The sequence below is a fragment of the Leclercia sp. M50 genome, assembly GCF_037150775.1.
In the GTDB taxonomy this organism is placed as follows: Bacteria; Pseudomonadota; Gammaproteobacteria; order Enterobacterales; family Enterobacteriaceae; genus Enterobacter.
In genome coordinates this window covers 1-14,537 of the sequence record NZ_JBBCPK010000044.1, presented here as the reverse complement: position 1 = coordinate 14,537, position 14,537 = coordinate 1, and the positions used below count along the sequence as shown (strand labels likewise).

The following is a 14,537-nucleotide window of genomic DNA, read 5'->3' as shown; positions in this document are numbered from 1 at the left end:
TTTTATTTCACATTCCAGTTATTGCATTGTTGGAAAATATTGATCTATGAAGAACGCAACTCGCCTTCTGGTGATTTCGCTCGCCCTCATGTTGAGCGGCTGTGCATATTCCCCGAAGCAGGTTGAAGCATCCCGACCGCTTGTGAATCAGACTGCTTCTACCGACCTCCAGGCTATGGCAGCCAATCTGCAACAACCTCTGAACACCCTGCCGCAGGGCGCCGCGCTCAGCGCCAATGGCAATACCTATATTCTGGGCCAGCGTTATGTCTCCGCCCTGGGGCTGGAATGCATAGAACTGCTGCGTAATCGCAACTACAACCAGTCGCAGCACGGTGTGACCTGTAAGAACGGTGATACCTGGTATCTGGTACCACAGCTGGAACAGGCTTCCGCCAGTAACCTGCTTGCCGTGCAATAATTTTGAAGAGAAATGTTGTGAAGATAACGAATTTTCGGCAATTGAGTGCCGTCCTGTTACTGGCCTGCGTCTCCTGCGCCTCTTTCGCCGCCCCCACCCAGCAAGAAGCCCAGGCATTTGGGATGAACACCCCGGCAGACAACGGCGATGGCCGACTGCAGCTTGGCGGCGAGCAAGCGATGAGCGGCCAGGCAAACACCTCCTCCACCACCGGGACTTTCGCACAGCAAAACCGCCAGGGCATGTTACTGCCGGGCGAGTCTGATGTGCGTAAATTACTGCCGCAGTCCGAGTCCGGCCTCCCCCCTCCATACGGTGCCAACCTGTTTGCCGGTGGTTATGAAACCGAGCGCAGCGACGGCTTAAACGATAATTACCTGATCGCCCCCGGCGATAAGCTGAATATCTGGATCTGGGGCGCAGTCAATTTTTCCAACGTCGTGACCGTCGATAATCAGGGCAATATTTTCATTCCCGATGTCGGGCCGATTAATGTCAAGAATGTGGCGGCCAGTAAGGTTAATAACCTGGTTACCAGCCATATCAGCGAAGTTTTCACCAATAACGTTAATGTTTACGTTAATTTACTTACCGCGACGCCGGTCAGTGTATATGTCACCGGACCCGTCATTCGTCCGGGACAATATGCCGGACAATCTTCCGACAGCGTTTTATATTTCCTGAAACGCGCTGGCGGCATCGACTCCGACCGCGGAAGCTATCGTCATATTAAAGTATTGCGCCAGAACCGCGTGATCCAGCAGATCGACTTGTATGAGTTTATGCAGCAGGGCAAAATGCCGAAGCTGTCCCTCAAAGATCAGGATGTGATTCTGGTTGAACCGCAGGGCCCGATGATCAACGTGGCGGGTAAAGTGCGTAACCCGTTCCGCTTCGAGCTGAAGAACAGCACCGCGCTCGGCTCAGAGCTGATCGACTACGCCCTGCCCCTCGCCAAGGTGAGCCACGTGGGCGTCATTGGCGATCGCGCCAGTGGCCCGTTCTCGGTCTATATGCCCTATAAAGATTTCGACCGCATTCAGCTGAGCGACGGTGATAAAGTGCTGTTCAACGACGACATGCATGCGCAGGTTTACGATGTGCAGGTGATGGGCAGCTATCGCGGGCCATCCTACTTCACCGTGCGTAAAGAGACCCGTCTGCACGATCTGCTGAACCACATCCCGATTGACCCGAACATGGCGGATTACGGCTCGATCTACATCATGCGTAAGAGCGTGGCCGCGCGGCAGAAAGAGATGCTGGAAGACTCCCTCAACCGCCTGGAGCGCAGCGTCTTTACCGCGCCTGCCAGCTCTGACGGCGAGGCCTCCATTCGCACCAAAGAGGCCGAGCTGGTGATGCGCTTTGTGGAAAAAGCCCGCAAGATCCAGCCGCTGGGTAAAGTGGTGGTGTCGGATAAAGGCGTGATCGCCAACATCCTGCTGGAACAGGGCGACCAGATTGTGATACCGAACAAAACCGACCTGATTCAGGTGGGTGGCGAAGTGATGATGCCGCAGGCGGTGGTCTACAACAAAAACGCCAGTCTGGAAGACTACGTAGCCTGGGCGGGCGGCTATACCGACCGTGCAAACGACAAGCGCATTGCCGTGGTGCATGCCAACGGGCTGATGGAGTTTAAAGACGGTGGCGATGTGATGCCGGGCGATCAGATTCTGGTCATGCCGAAAGTGGACAGCAAAATGATGCAGTCCATCAAGGACATCACCCAGGTCATCTATCAGGTTGCCGTGGCGGCCAACGTGGTCCTGAACTAACCCTCAATGCGGGCTCGCCCCCTCGCGGGCCCGTTCTGTGATATCGGCCTTCTTATGCTTAAACCTGTTCTCAACCAGACGCCCCGCAGCTCGTTCCAGGTGCTGAGGGATGTGACGTTTGGCCTGCTTATTCGTGAACTGAAAACGAGATTTGGCAGTTACCGGCTGGGGTATGCCTGGGCGCTGTTGGATCCGTTGTTGATGATTAGCCTGTTTAGTGTTGTTTTTGGGATGCGTAGCCAGAGTGGTTTTGGTGGCGTTCCAGTACAGGTATTTATTACGGCAGGTTATTTACCCTATATGTTTTTCAACAAAGTGGTCAGCCAGCTGAAGTCTGCAGTGGGTGCCAACATGGGGTTGTTTTGCTACAGACAGGTGACCCCCTTTGCTACCTTTATTGCCCGTTTCATCCTGGAAGCCATTATTGGTTTGGTGGTGGGCTGCATCCTTGTACTGGGGTTACTGTGGTTTGGTTTTGATGCCATTCCCAGCGATCCTTTAGAAGTTATCATTATCTATTTCCTGCTAATGATCTTTTCATTTTCATTAGGAATCGTTTTTTGCGTATTAGGCAGCTTATTTAAAGAAGCTAATAAGTTTCTCGATTTGTTGATGATGCCCCTTATGTTTATCTCGTGCGTCATGTATCCCCTGGCAACCGTACCATCGCAGTTTCAGCAATGGTTCTTATGGAACCCGCTTGTACATGCTATTGAGTTGATTCGATCAGGCTGGATTGCTGGATATGAAAGCCCGAATGTCAGCGGAGTATATTTGTCCTGCGTCACATTAGTGCTGCTGACTTTTGCAATGAGTTGTTACAGGTTAAGCCATCGCCGGCTGATCGCCAGCTAAGCGAATTACGATGATCATTTTAGATAACGTCTCAAAATATTACCCCACCAAATTTGGTCGCAATTATGTATTGCGCGACGTAAGCATTACGCTACCCCGCGACCGTAATATCGGTATTTTAGGTGTCAACGGCGCCGGAAAATCGACCCTACTGCGTTTGCTGGGCGGGATGGATACGCCAAGCAAAGGGAAAGTCACGCGTCACTGTCGCGTCTCATGGCCTCTCGCCCTTGGCGGCGGATTTCAGGGCAGTATGACCGGTCGCGAGAACACCCGTTTTGTGTGCCGTATCCATGGCGTTCGTGATACTCAGGCTATTGAGGAGTGGGTAAAAGAGTTCTCGGAAATTGGTCAACATTTCGAACTGCCAATCAAGGGGTATTCCAGCGGCATGAGATCAAAATTCTCCTTTGCCGTTAGTATGGCTTTTGATTTTGAAATCTACCTGACCGATGAAATCACCTCCGTAGGAGATGCCCGCTTTAAACAAAAATGCATTGATGTTTTTAACCAAAAACGTGAAACCGCCAGCCTGATTATGGTGTCGCACGACATGAAGAACTTACGTCAACAGTGCGATATGGGTATTTTGCTGCGTAACAGCAAGCTTGAGATATTCGACAATATCGAAGATGCCATCAGTATTTATCAGAAACTATAACAAGCCCAATAATCATGACCCAGCCAACCCGTTCTAACAAATCCTCCGGCTTGATGCGCAAGCTCAATAAATTAAAAACCAAACCAAAGCATTTTATCGTTGATTCTAAAGGTTACCGCCTTGCCCAGCGCTCATGGAAACAGAGTCTCAAACTTGGCCGCTTCCAGTGGGTCGTGGCCTGCTTTGCTGTCGCTGTTATCTATTTTGGATTCATTGCCTCGGATCGTTATGTAAGCCGGGCAGAATTAGTGGTCAAACAAGCAGACCAAATTAAAATGCTGCCTGATGCTCTTTCGATGTTGGGGCTGGGGGGTAATAATCATCAGGATATGCTGCTCATTCAGGATTATTTAAAATCTGCCGATTTGCTCAATAAACTTGATAAAGAGCTGGGTCTGAAAGCCCATTACCAGAGCCACCAAGTCGATTATTTCTCGCGCCTGCCTGACAATGTCAGTCGCGAAGAATTTCTTAAGTATTACCGTAAGCATCTGACATTACGTCTGGATGACATTTCCGGTGTGTTGACCATTGAACTGCAGACCTTTAATCCTGTCTACGGTCAAAAAGTCGTTGGAGTCATGCTTAAGGAGTCTGAAGGCTTTATTAATAAACTGGGACATCAGGTCGCGCTGGAACAACTGGCCTTTGTCGAGAAAGAGGTTGATCGTGCCTACCAGCGATTACAGGCCGAAAAAGCCAAAGTGCTTGAGTTTCAAAATACCCATCATCTTATTAGTCCGGAATCGACCAGTACGGCTCGTATGGGGGTAGTAAGTCAGATTGAAGCTCAACTGGCCCAGCAACAGGCCCAGTTGAAACAGCTGCAAAGCTATATGAAAGCAACCGCACCAGCAGTAGTTTCTGTGCAGGCTCGAGTCGATGCTTTAACCGAGCAGCTTGCGCAAGAGCAAGCCCGACTCACCGGTGCGGATAAAAATGCCATGAACGAAGTGACCGCCAGTTATATGGATGTGCAAACTCAGGCAACCCTCGCGGCAGACCTCTATAAAACCGGCCTTATTAGCCTGGAGCAAGCCAGAATAGAAGCGTACCGCAAACTTAAACATCTTCTGGTCATCAGCCAGCCAACGCTGGCTGAAGATGCAGAATATCCGCGCCGTCTCTATAACCTGGCCACCATCGGCGTTTTGCTGTGCCTGTTATATGGGTTAATCGTAATGGGCCTTGCAACCCTGCGTGAGCATCAAGACTAACAACCGCATGCGTTAAAAGCAGGGCCAGAGCCCCTGTGCGGTTCTGGCCTTTCTCAACCTAATCATAAAGTGGTCACCCTACCGATCACGTCAATTAATCATTGTTCTCATATTGAAGGGATATCCCATGGGCACTCAGCAAAGCAGCCGTTCACAGGCGCCCCGCAAGCAAGCATCAGAAAAACAAACCAACACAGGGCTGGATTTTATTTTTAAGCGTCCTATTTTTTGGCGCCCTTCTTACATTGCGCAATCCGCCTGGTTAGAACATATTCCGTTTGCTTTCTGGTTAATCGACACTCTTCAACCGCGCAAAATTGTTGAACTGGGTACCCATTACGGCAGCTCCTATTTTTCTTTCTGTCAGGCTGTTACGAAGCTGGATCTTGAAACCCAATGCTATGCGGTAGATACCTGGGGTGGCGACGAACATGCAGGCCAGTACGGCGAAGAGGTTTATCGCCAGGTCTCTGAACACAACCAGCAACATTACTCAGACTTTTCCACCCTTGTGCGCAGCACATTCGACCAGGCGCTGGAACACTTCCCACAAGGCAGCATTGATTTGCTGCATATTGATGGTCTTCATACCCTGGAAGCTGTACGTCATGATTTTGAAAGCTGGCTGCCGAAGCTCTCAAATAAAGCCGTAGTGATCATGCATGACACTAACGTACGTGAGCGCGGCTTTGGGGTGTTCCAGCTAATGGACGAGCTAAAGCAGCAATATCCTCATTTTGAGTTCGCACACGGCCATGGGCTGGGCGTAATTGGTGTAGGTAGCGAGCCATCTTCAGAGATGTTGAGCCTTTATGCTCTTTCAGGTAATCCGTCTGCTACAAGGCAGGTACAAGAAGTCTTCTCTCGCCTGGGTAAAGCCTGTGGTTATAGCTGGGAAAACAGCGAAATAAAACGCCAGATGGTCGCGCTGCAAGCAAACCAGCAAGCTGAAACCCAGGATGTTCTGGAGCAACAAGCTCTGGAAAGGGGACGTCTGGCAGAGAAAATCACCGCTCAGCATCACACCATTAAAGCGCTGGAAGAAAAACTCGCACAACACGCCGATCAATCCGCCGAGCTTAATCTTCAGAAGCAGCAAGTTAACGCATTAACCGCAGAGCTGGCGAAATCCAACCAGCACACTTCCGAACTGCAAACAGCCCTCACCCTTTGCGAACAACAGCGAGACGAGAGTCTAGCAGGCCAGCAAAATATGGAAGCCTTGCTCACAAAAAACCGTGAGCAATTGACCCAGACCGTTTCAGAACGTGACCTGATTGCGCAAGAAAAACAGACCCTGCTGGAGCAACAAACAGAAGCTCAGGAACAGCTGAGCGCACTGCAACAGCAGCTGCATGAACAAACACTTCACCTTAATGAAGAGACGCAGCGCGCCGCACAGCTAACCCTCGCTCTCAATAAAAATAACATGGTGCTCAGCGAGTATTCACAGCAGCTCGGCGTGTTGCAGCAACAGATCGATGAGCTGACTGCTGCGTTGACTGCTGCGCACCAGCAGCAGGATGCGCTCAGCGAGACTCTGGCAACCGAAGCCAGTCACTGGCAACAGCAGGTTAATGAGCTGACTACCGCGTTAACTACTGCGCATCAGCAGCAGGATGAACTTAGTAAGACCCTGGCGACCGAAGCCAGCCATTGGCAACAGCAAAAAGAAACACTCACCGAAGCCCATGATCAGCTACAGACTCATTATGATGCCCTGACCACTGACCTCGCGGCAAGTCGCGCTATGCTGGAGCAATATGAATCAGCTCAGCAAACCTGGCTGACGCGTGAGCAGAAATTAGTCAGTACCTTAGATGCTCGTGATAGTGAAATTACTGGCCTTAGCCAGACTCTCGCAGAGAGCGCTCAGATAATTGATAAGCAGAACAATGAACTTGAACAGGCGCGTGACCAGCTGGCTGTTTTGCTTCAGCGTCACCATGCAGAACAAGCAGAATCTCAGCAACAGTTGAGCCAGCTAAATCAAAGCCTGAGTGAACGCTTTACCGAGATCGCGACGTTGACTCAATGGCTGGAAGAGCGGGACGAGGCGGCAGTCAAAGCGGCTGAAGAGTATCACATGCATCAGCAAGCATGGCGTGCAGAGCAAGCCGGTATGATACAGACTCAGACAGACCTGCAACAGCAACTGGCGACACTGAAGCAGCAAGCCACCCAAGAGCAAGCTCAGCTTGAAACGCGTGTTAATGAATTGGTTAAGCAAAATGAAGCGCTGGAATCCAGTATCAGTGAACGTTTCCGCGAGCTGGCAACCATGACACGTCATCTCGAGCAGGTAACACGTGAGCTACAACATAAAGAACAGCAACTTCAGAAAGCGAAAGATCGCGCACAAAACCTGAAGCAGACCATGTCATGGAAGCTGACCGCGCCCGTGCGCGCCCTGGGCCGCACCTTTAAAGAAAATCCAACAACCACAACAGCAGTTTCCGTAAGCAATGTTGAACGTATTGCAGCGTCTGGCCTGTTCGATGAGCTCTGGTATTTGCATCGTTATCCGGAAGTTGCGGACTCCGGCCTGTCGGCTATTGAGCACTTTATTCAGATCGGTGCTGATAAGGGCTATAGCCCAAGTGCTCTCTTTGATACACGCTGGTACTTGCAAACTTATGCGGACGTGGCCCAAGGCTCTATTAATCCATTACTTCATTACATCCTGCACGGAAAGGCAGAACAGCGTCATTGCCTGCCAGACAACATGAGAAAATAACAATGACCGTTGAATTCAACAAGGACGAGCCGCTCACTCATTTTGATGAGCAATGGTATTTACAGACCTATCAGGACGTAAGCCAGACGGGATTACCTGCAAGGGAACATTTCAAACGTTATGGTTCACTGCTGGGTCGTAAACCCTGTGCTGACTGGGTCACGTCAACACAGAGTCCAATTGCAACAGCTGTACATTTGCCCTGGATCGCGCTGAACCAACTTTCCCCGGATCCAGAGCGTATGCATGGGTGGAAATCAGAAGGGAATGACCCCTACTTCATCCTTGATTTAACGCATCTTCCTAAAACAGGAAAAGGGTGGTATCAGTTTAATCTGACGCTGGATTGTTCTGGAAAACAAGGGCTAGCCAAGTTCTATCTGGATACCGGAAAAGGATTCAATGAATTTGAAACCGTTACCCTCCCGTATAAAAAAGCAGTAACGGCCAGTCGCCTGTTTTATCTCGAATCCCCGTTAGTTGCACTGCGTTTCGATCCCCTGGAACAAGAAGGTGCCTTCTCTGTTAGCCAGTTCGAAATTACGGCAATCAGCGACAGCCAAATAGAGCCCGCATTGCTGGCTCGTATTCAGCGGGAACACCAAAGTTATCGTGATATGGAAATGACGATCATTAAGGAGTCTATTTCTTCTGAAAGCGGTAATTTGCCGTTGGATCGTCTGGTGTCGCTTTATAATGAGACCTTTAGTTTCACTTTACCTTCCGTTGATTATGAAGAATGGATTGAAAGCGTCGAGATACCTTCCCTGCCAAGCAAAGCAGACGTTGCTGCAATACTGGCGACAATGACCACACCACCTGTTATTTCCGTAGTGATGCCGGTCTACAACCCGGCAGAAATATACTTACGCGCCTGTTTAGACTCTGTAATAGCCCAAAGTTACCCCTTCTGGGAACTGTGCATTGCAGATGACAAATCCCCAAAAGAGCACGTTCAGCGTGTGCTGCGTGAATATGAAGCCAAAGATCCGCGCATTAAAGTGGTCTACCGTCAACAGAACGGACACATATCGGCAGCCTCTAACAGTGCGCTGGGAATCGCTAAAGGTGACTTCGTGGCTTTACTGGATCACGATGATGCTCTGCCTGAACATGCACTTCTGTTTATGGCACAAGCAATCTGCGCTCAGCCAGAAACCCAAATTCTCTACAGCGATGAAGACAAGCTCAACGGTCGCGGCGAGCGTTTTGATCCCCATTTCAAGAGCGACTGGAACCCGGATCTGTTCTTCTCGCAAAACTACGTTTCTCACCTCGGGGTGTATCGTCGTGAACTGCTCCAGCAAATCGGTGGTTTCCGTCTGGGTGTAGAAGGTAGTCAGGATCAAGATCTGCTGCTGCGTTGCCTTCCGCATGTGCAAGCCGACCAGATCGTGCATATACCTCGTGTGCTCTATCACTGGCGTACCATAGAGGGCTCAACAGCTCTTGCTTCAGGCGAGAAAAGCTATACCACCGATGCGGGCATCAAAGCCTTGCGAGATTATTTTGCAAACCAGCAACCGGGTGTAGAAGTTGATGCCGGGCTGGTACCAAACACCTATCGGGTGCGTTATCCAATACCCGAGCCAGCACCGCTGGTTAGCTTGTTAATTCCTACTCGTGATCGTCGCTCACTGACTGAAACTGCGGTGCGCAGTATCATTGAGAAAAGTACCTATACCAATTTCGAGATACTTATTCTGGATAACGGCAGCATCGAAGCCGAAACACTGGAATTTTTCCGTGAGATCCAACTAGAAGATCGTCGCGTTAAAGTGCTGGCATATGACTTCCCGTTTAACTACTCAGCAATTAACAACTTCGGAGCCCGCCATGCTAAAGGCTCCATTATTGGCTTGGTCAATAATGATGTCGAAGTGATCAATCCAGAGTGGTTGACCGAAATGGTCAGTCAGTGCCTGCGACCTGAAATTGGTTGCGTAGGTGCCAAACTCTATTACAGCAACGACACCGTACAACACGGTGGGGTTATTCTGGGGATTGGAGGAGTCGGTGGACATTCACATAAACATTTCCCTCGTCATCATCCAGGCTATTTCAGTCGTTTATTACTGACTCAATCACTTTCTGCTGTCACAGCTGCCTGTTTACTGATTAGAAAAGAGATCTTTGATTTAGTTTCTGGCCTTGATGAGGAGAATCTCAAGGTTGCGTTTAACGATGTTGATTTTTGCCTTAAGGTTCGTGAAGCAGGATATCGAAATCTTTGGACGCCTTACGCTGAACTTTATCATTATGAGTCGATAAGCCGAGGTGCTGAAGATTCACCAGAGAAAATTGCACGTTTTGCTCAGGAAGTAAATTTCATGAAGTCTAAGTGGGGAAAATATCTTGAGGTGGACCCCTTCTATAATCAAAACCTCACTCAAGACAAAGAAGATTTTACTATTTGATTTCGATAAGGCTAAAAAATGAATATTGCTTGTGTGATGATGCAGAAGAATGAAAGTGAACTCCTTCCTGTATGGATTAAGTATTACTCACACCTGTTTTCACCAGAGAACCTTTACATATTCGATAATGGTTCCACTGATACCAATACTTTAGAGCATTTAAATAACGCCAAAAACCACGGCGTTCAAGTAATTTATACACATAACAGCCCAAAAGATTTTGAGAACAAAGGAATCATTATCGGAGATAAAATAAAAGAGATTGAGAAGGATTACGATTTCATATTTCCATTAGACTGCGATGAGTTCATTGGCTGTAGAACACCTGACGGTAATATATCTTTCCTGATAGATGATATTGAAAATGAGCTGTTAAAGCACTTAGATACCAAGGAAACTTTACTTTTTGACTCGCAGGGTTTTAACTCAATAATTAGCAAGCATCATTTTCTTTTTAGAAAAGATAGAAAATGTTTTTTCAGAAAAGGCACATTCCTTTCATTAGATGTTGGTTTTCACTGGGGCAAAACAAAATTCTGCGATGGTGAACACAGAACAAATCTCATCCAACTTCATTTCCATAACAAACCTTATGAAATAGCAAAAGAACACGCAAGAGAGAAATTAAAACTGCGTGTTAACTCATTTGAGCCAGAGGAAATAAAAAAATACAATGGCCCAGGAGTTCATATGGTTAAATATTTTACTATGAAAAAAGAAGAGTACCTGGATAGTTTTATCTTTCAAAGCTGCACTAAAGTACCAACTTTTGAAGAGTTATTATCAAAACTGTGTATTGCATGGCCATATGATAAGGAAATGAATGAAGCTAGTGAATATGTTAATAGCAAGCTCTCGATGGTAAAAAATGCTTCTTTAAGAAAAGGGTTGACTCCCCCAACTCTGCATGCAGAATTTAAAGGCCATGTTGATAAGATTGAAAAAATTAATGGCGAAACGTTTATTTATGGCTGGGCAAGCAACTCATCAAGTCAAAGACCGACCTACTACTTTATATATGACGGTTCTGACTTCTTCGATGTTGAATTGATATCACCAATCACTCGCCCTGATGTGGCAAAACATTTAGGCACACGTAACAATGACCTTGGTTTCAGGCTTACATTACCTTCATCCTTAGAAATTGATAAAAAAACTTTTGAAATTTATTGTTCTGATAATAATTTCAATGTTGGTAGTCGATTGGATAAGAATAGGAATATTTAAGAACAGGAAATGCCTAAAGTGATAAATAACATGAGGGAATTTCCCCTTGGGGCATAATAGTTAGCTAGCAATGAAAAACCATAACAACAAGCGTAACAAGAAATAATGACATTCTTTGTTTCAGCTGGCTTACAACTTTGTTTGTATCTAAATATGAATGAACAAATTTTCCCTATAATTAATATTAAGGTATGATAGATGAGAATATCTATTATTGGAACTGGCTACGTCGGCCTTTCCAATGCCGTTCTTCTGGCACAGCATCATCAAGTTATCGCTCTGGACGTCATCCCTGAAAAAGTCGAGCAGATTAACCAACGACGGTCCCCTATTGCAGATAAAGAGCTTGAAGATTACTTAGCTAACAAACCTCTTAATCTACGGGCCACGCTGGATAAATTCGAAGCTTATGAAAGTGCCGACTTCGTTATCATTGCCACGCCAACTGATTACGATCCTAAGACGAACTACTTTAATACCAGCACCGTCGAAGCTGTCATCCGCGATGTGATGAGCATTAACTCGCATGCTGTTATGGTCATCAAGTCCACCATCCCGGTGGGCTTTACCGAGCGCATGCGCCAGGAATTTGGCACCGAGAATCTGATTTTCTCCCCTGAATTTTTGCGTGAAGGGCGTGCTCTGTATGACAACCTGTATCCGTCACGCATTGTGGTAGGGGAATGCAGCGAGCGTGCACAACGCTTTGCCGATCTGCTGAAAGAAGGTGCCATTAAACAGGATGTGCAGGTGCTGTTAACGGGCAGTACCGAAGCCGAGGCGATCAAGCTGTTTGCCAATACCTATCTCGCCATGCGCGTTGCCTACTTCAACGAGCTGGATACCTATGCTCAGTCTCATGGTTTAGACAGCCGTCAGATTATCGAGGGTATCGGTCTGGATCCGCGTATTGGCACGCACTATAACAATCCTTCGTTTGGCTATGGCGGCTACTGTCTGCCGAAAGATACCAAGCAGCTGTTAGCCAACTATCAGGAAGTGCCGAACAACCTGATCCGTGCCATCGTGGATGCGAATACTACCCGTAAGGATTTCATTGCCGATAGCGTGATTGCCCGTCAGCCTAAGATTGTGGGGATTCATCGTCTGGTGATGAAAGCAGGATCTGATAACTTCCGCTCCTCCGCGATTCAGGGGATCATGAAGCGTATCAAGGCAAAGGGAATCGAAGTGGTGGTGTTTGAACCCACCATTAAAACCGACAGCTTCTTTAACTCCCGCGTCATTCGCAATCTGGCCGAATTTAAAGCCATTAGCGACGTGATTCTGTGTAACAGAATGGCCAGCGAGTTGATTGATGTGAAAGACAAAGTGTATACAAGAGATCTTTTTGGATCTGATTGATCTGTAAAGAGACTAGCAGCAGGGAAAGCTATATCTACAGACTCGAGTTGCAGATATTTATCTGCTCTATGCGCTGCCAACATTACTGTTTCGTATGATTAAGCATGTATTGGAGCGTTAATCGGGCCTTTTAACTTTTGGTATCGCTATATAATTTAGCTACATACCATGTAAATGGCCCATCCATCTATAACAATACTAATAACAGCTTGAGTGTCGAAACAGAATGACAAACCGTTATACGCTTTCTACAACATCATTGGCTGCCCCTAATGCGCAGTTACGCTGGAACATTGATACAACCTCCAAACAGGAGCCTCTGACTTTACTGAATGGTCGCGTTGAACTTCGTGGCTGGCTACTGGCAGACGGCGAACGTGCTCCACGTATCGCCATCAGGAATGATTACGCTACCTATAGCTATCCATTCAATGTCAAACGCCCTGATGTAATAGCTGCCATCCTCCAGCAGCCAGAGGATAATCATCCTCGCTTGAGCTGTGGGTTCAGGATTAACGTGCCCTTCTCTTCTAAAATCACCGTCGGACTGGAATCCGATGGCCTGATTACCTGGCTGACGGAGTTAAATTTCTCCCCAGCCTGATAACTGTTTTACCTTGTGCCAGCGTTCTGCGGAAGCTGGCACGGTATTCCGATAATCGGTTGGATAACAATGTGAACCTTTATATTGCCGCCATCGTTAAAGATGAATTTGCAGGCCTGCTTGAATGGATAGCGTATCACCGGGTTTTGGGCGTAACCGGATTTATGATTGCCGACAATGGCAGTCGTGACGGAAGCCGCGAGCTGCTCTCTTCCCTGGCGCGTCTGGGGATAGTAAAAGTTCTCGATCAACCAGATGTGATTAATCAAAAACCGCAACTTCCGGCATACGAGCGCATTTTACGTACCTGTGCCCACGATATTGACCTGCTCGCCTTTATCGATGCTGATGAGTTTTTATTGCCCCTATCGGCTGAAGTGAATCTGGTCGATTTCCTTACTTCACATTTTAGTGACGAAAGCGTCAGCGCCATTGCGCTTAACTGGGCCATTTTTGGTTCCAGTGGCGAGCTCTTTGCTGAAGACGGCCTGGTAACGGAGCGTTTTACTCATCGCGCGCCGATTAAATTTAACGTCCACCACAACGTGAAAAGCGTGGTGAAACCCGAGCGCGTTAACCATTTTCATAACCCACATTTTGCCGACCTCCGCTACGGTCGCTATATCGATGCGCTGGGCAATGACATGGTTTTACACCCAAAACATGGTCCAGGCGTTAGTGCCGAAGTGGTCTGGAACGGTGTACGGGTCAACCATTACGCGGTCAAATCACTGGAAGAGTTTTTACTCGGTAAACATCTGCGCGGCAGCGCTGCCTCAGCTAACCGCGTCAAACACAAAGCCTACTTCAAAGCCCACGATCGCAACGACGAGACCTGTCTGCTGGCAGCGGCTCTGGCTCCGAAAGTCAAAGCCGAAATGGCAGCAATACAGGCGCAGCTGGATGCCTTGCCCGCAGAAGAGAGTCCACAGAAAAGCGACTCCTGGCTGGCGACCCGCGTTAAAAAGTTAATCGGCTAATCTACGTTTTTATTTCGACAGGAGTCAGAAGCGGGCTTCACCCGCTTCCGGGTAGTGAATCCACTCATGCAAAGCGATTACCATTGGCACCCTCTGGCGCTGCCAGACTCTTCTTTATCCCGTGCGGGCTGGTTTTTGATCCAGGGCACCCTGCGTGCCCGTCAGCCGCGGGGTGAAACCCGCCTGCGCTGGCAGTGTCAGGGCATCTGGCATGAGCAGATCCTGCCCATCACCCGCCGCGGTACCCTGCAGGAGCCAGTCTGGTTGCCGGT

The 14,537-nt window shown here is 48.2% G+C and carries 11 protein-coding genes and 1 pseudogene; all 12 read left to right on the top strand.

Features of this window, described 5'->3' with window-relative positions; genetic code table 11:
• The first annotated feature begins 46 nt into the window (after positions 1–46).
• On the top strand, positions 47–421 hold the full coding sequence (locus tag WFM46_RS12460; protein WP_032180729.1) for a hypothetical protein: 375 nt from the start codon (positions 47–49) through the stop codon (positions 419–421).
• A gap of 17 nt (positions 422–438) precedes the next feature.
• On the top strand, positions 439–2,202 hold the full coding sequence (locus WFM46_RS12455) for a polysaccharide biosynthesis/export family protein (protein ID WP_016240555.1): 1,764 nt from the start codon (positions 439–441) through the stop codon (positions 2,200–2,202).
• A 111-nt stretch (positions 2,203–2,313) separates the two neighbouring features.
• Entirely contained in the window at positions 2,314–3,057 is a 744-nt protein-coding gene (locus tag WFM46_RS12450) for an ABC transporter permease (RefSeq protein WP_336997724.1), read from the top strand.
• A 10-nt stretch (positions 3,058–3,067) separates the two neighbouring features.
• Positions 3,068–3,718, top strand: a complete 651-nt coding sequence (locus WFM46_RS12445) for an ABC transporter ATP-binding protein (protein ID WP_336997723.1) — start codon at positions 3,068–3,070, stop codon at positions 3,716–3,718.
• A 14-nt stretch (positions 3,719–3,732) separates the two neighbouring features.
• On the top strand, positions 3,733–4,935 hold the full coding sequence (locus WFM46_RS12440) for a sugar transporter (RefSeq protein WP_336997722.1): 1,203 nt from the start codon (positions 3,733–3,735) through the stop codon (positions 4,933–4,935).
• Positions 4,936–5,062: 127 nt separating this feature from the next.
• Entirely contained in the window at positions 5,063–7,672 is a 2,610-nt protein-coding gene (locus WFM46_RS12435; protein WP_336997721.1) for a class I SAM-dependent methyltransferase, read from the top strand.
• A 2-nt stretch (positions 7,673–7,674) separates the two neighbouring features.
• Positions 7,675–10,089, top strand: coding sequence for a glycosyltransferase family 2 protein (locus tag WFM46_RS12430; RefSeq protein ID WP_336997720.1), 2,415 nt, complete (start codon positions 7,675–7,677; stop codon positions 10,087–10,089).
• 18 nt (positions 10,090–10,107) lie between these two features.
• Positions 10,108–11,316, top strand: a complete 1,209-nt coding sequence (locus WFM46_RS12425) for a glycosyltransferase family 2 protein (protein WP_336997719.1) — start codon at positions 10,108–10,110, stop codon at positions 11,314–11,316.
• Between the two features lie 198 nt (positions 11,317–11,514).
• Positions 11,515–12,681: a nucleotide sugar dehydrogenase gene (locus WFM46_RS12420; RefSeq protein WP_336997718.1), complete on the top strand. Its 1,167-nt coding sequence runs from the start codon at positions 11,515–11,517 to the stop codon at positions 12,679–12,681.
• A 226-nt stretch (positions 12,682–12,907) separates the two neighbouring features.
• On the top strand, positions 12,908–13,285 hold the full coding sequence (locus WFM46_RS12415; RefSeq protein WP_258142329.1) for a hypothetical protein: 378 nt from the start codon (positions 12,908–12,910) through the stop codon (positions 13,283–13,285).
• 71 nt (positions 13,286–13,356) lie between these two features.
• A complete protein-coding gene (locus WFM46_RS12410; RefSeq protein WP_336997717.1) occupies positions 13,357–14,265 on the top strand; it encodes a glycosyltransferase family 92 protein in 909 nt (302 codons plus the stop codon).
• Positions 14,266–14,331: 66 nt separating this feature from the next.
• Positions 14,332–14,537 (top strand): annotated as a pseudogene (locus WFM46_RS12405) (glycosyl transferase family 2); the annotation flags it as partial.

Coding starts and splice junctions, on each gene's coding strand:
- WFM46_RS12445 (WP_336997723.1), top strand. CDS start 3,068: ATGATCATTTTAGATAACGTCTCAAAATATTACCCCACCAAATTTGGT.
- WFM46_RS12460 (WP_032180729.1), top strand. CDS start 47: ATGAAGAACGCAACTCGCCTTCTGGTGATTTCGCTCGCCCTCATGTTG.
- WFM46_RS12430 (WP_336997720.1), top strand. CDS start 7,675: ATGACCGTTGAATTCAACAAGGACGAGCCGCTCACTCATTTTGATGAG.
- WFM46_RS12420 (WP_336997718.1), top strand. CDS start 11,515: ATGAGAATATCTATTATTGGAACTGGCTACGTCGGCCTTTCCAATGCC.
- WFM46_RS12435 (WP_336997721.1), top strand. CDS start 5,063: ATGGGCACTCAGCAAAGCAGCCGTTCACAGGCGCCCCGCAAGCAAGCA.
- WFM46_RS12425 (WP_336997719.1), top strand. CDS start 10,108: ATGAATATTGCTTGTGTGATGATGCAGAAGAATGAAAGTGAACTCCTT.
- WFM46_RS12440 (WP_336997722.1), top strand. CDS start 3,733: ATGACCCAGCCAACCCGTTCTAACAAATCCTCCGGCTTGATGCGCAAG.
- WFM46_RS12415 (WP_258142329.1), top strand. CDS start 12,908: ATGACAAACCGTTATACGCTTTCTACAACATCATTGGCTGCCCCTAAT.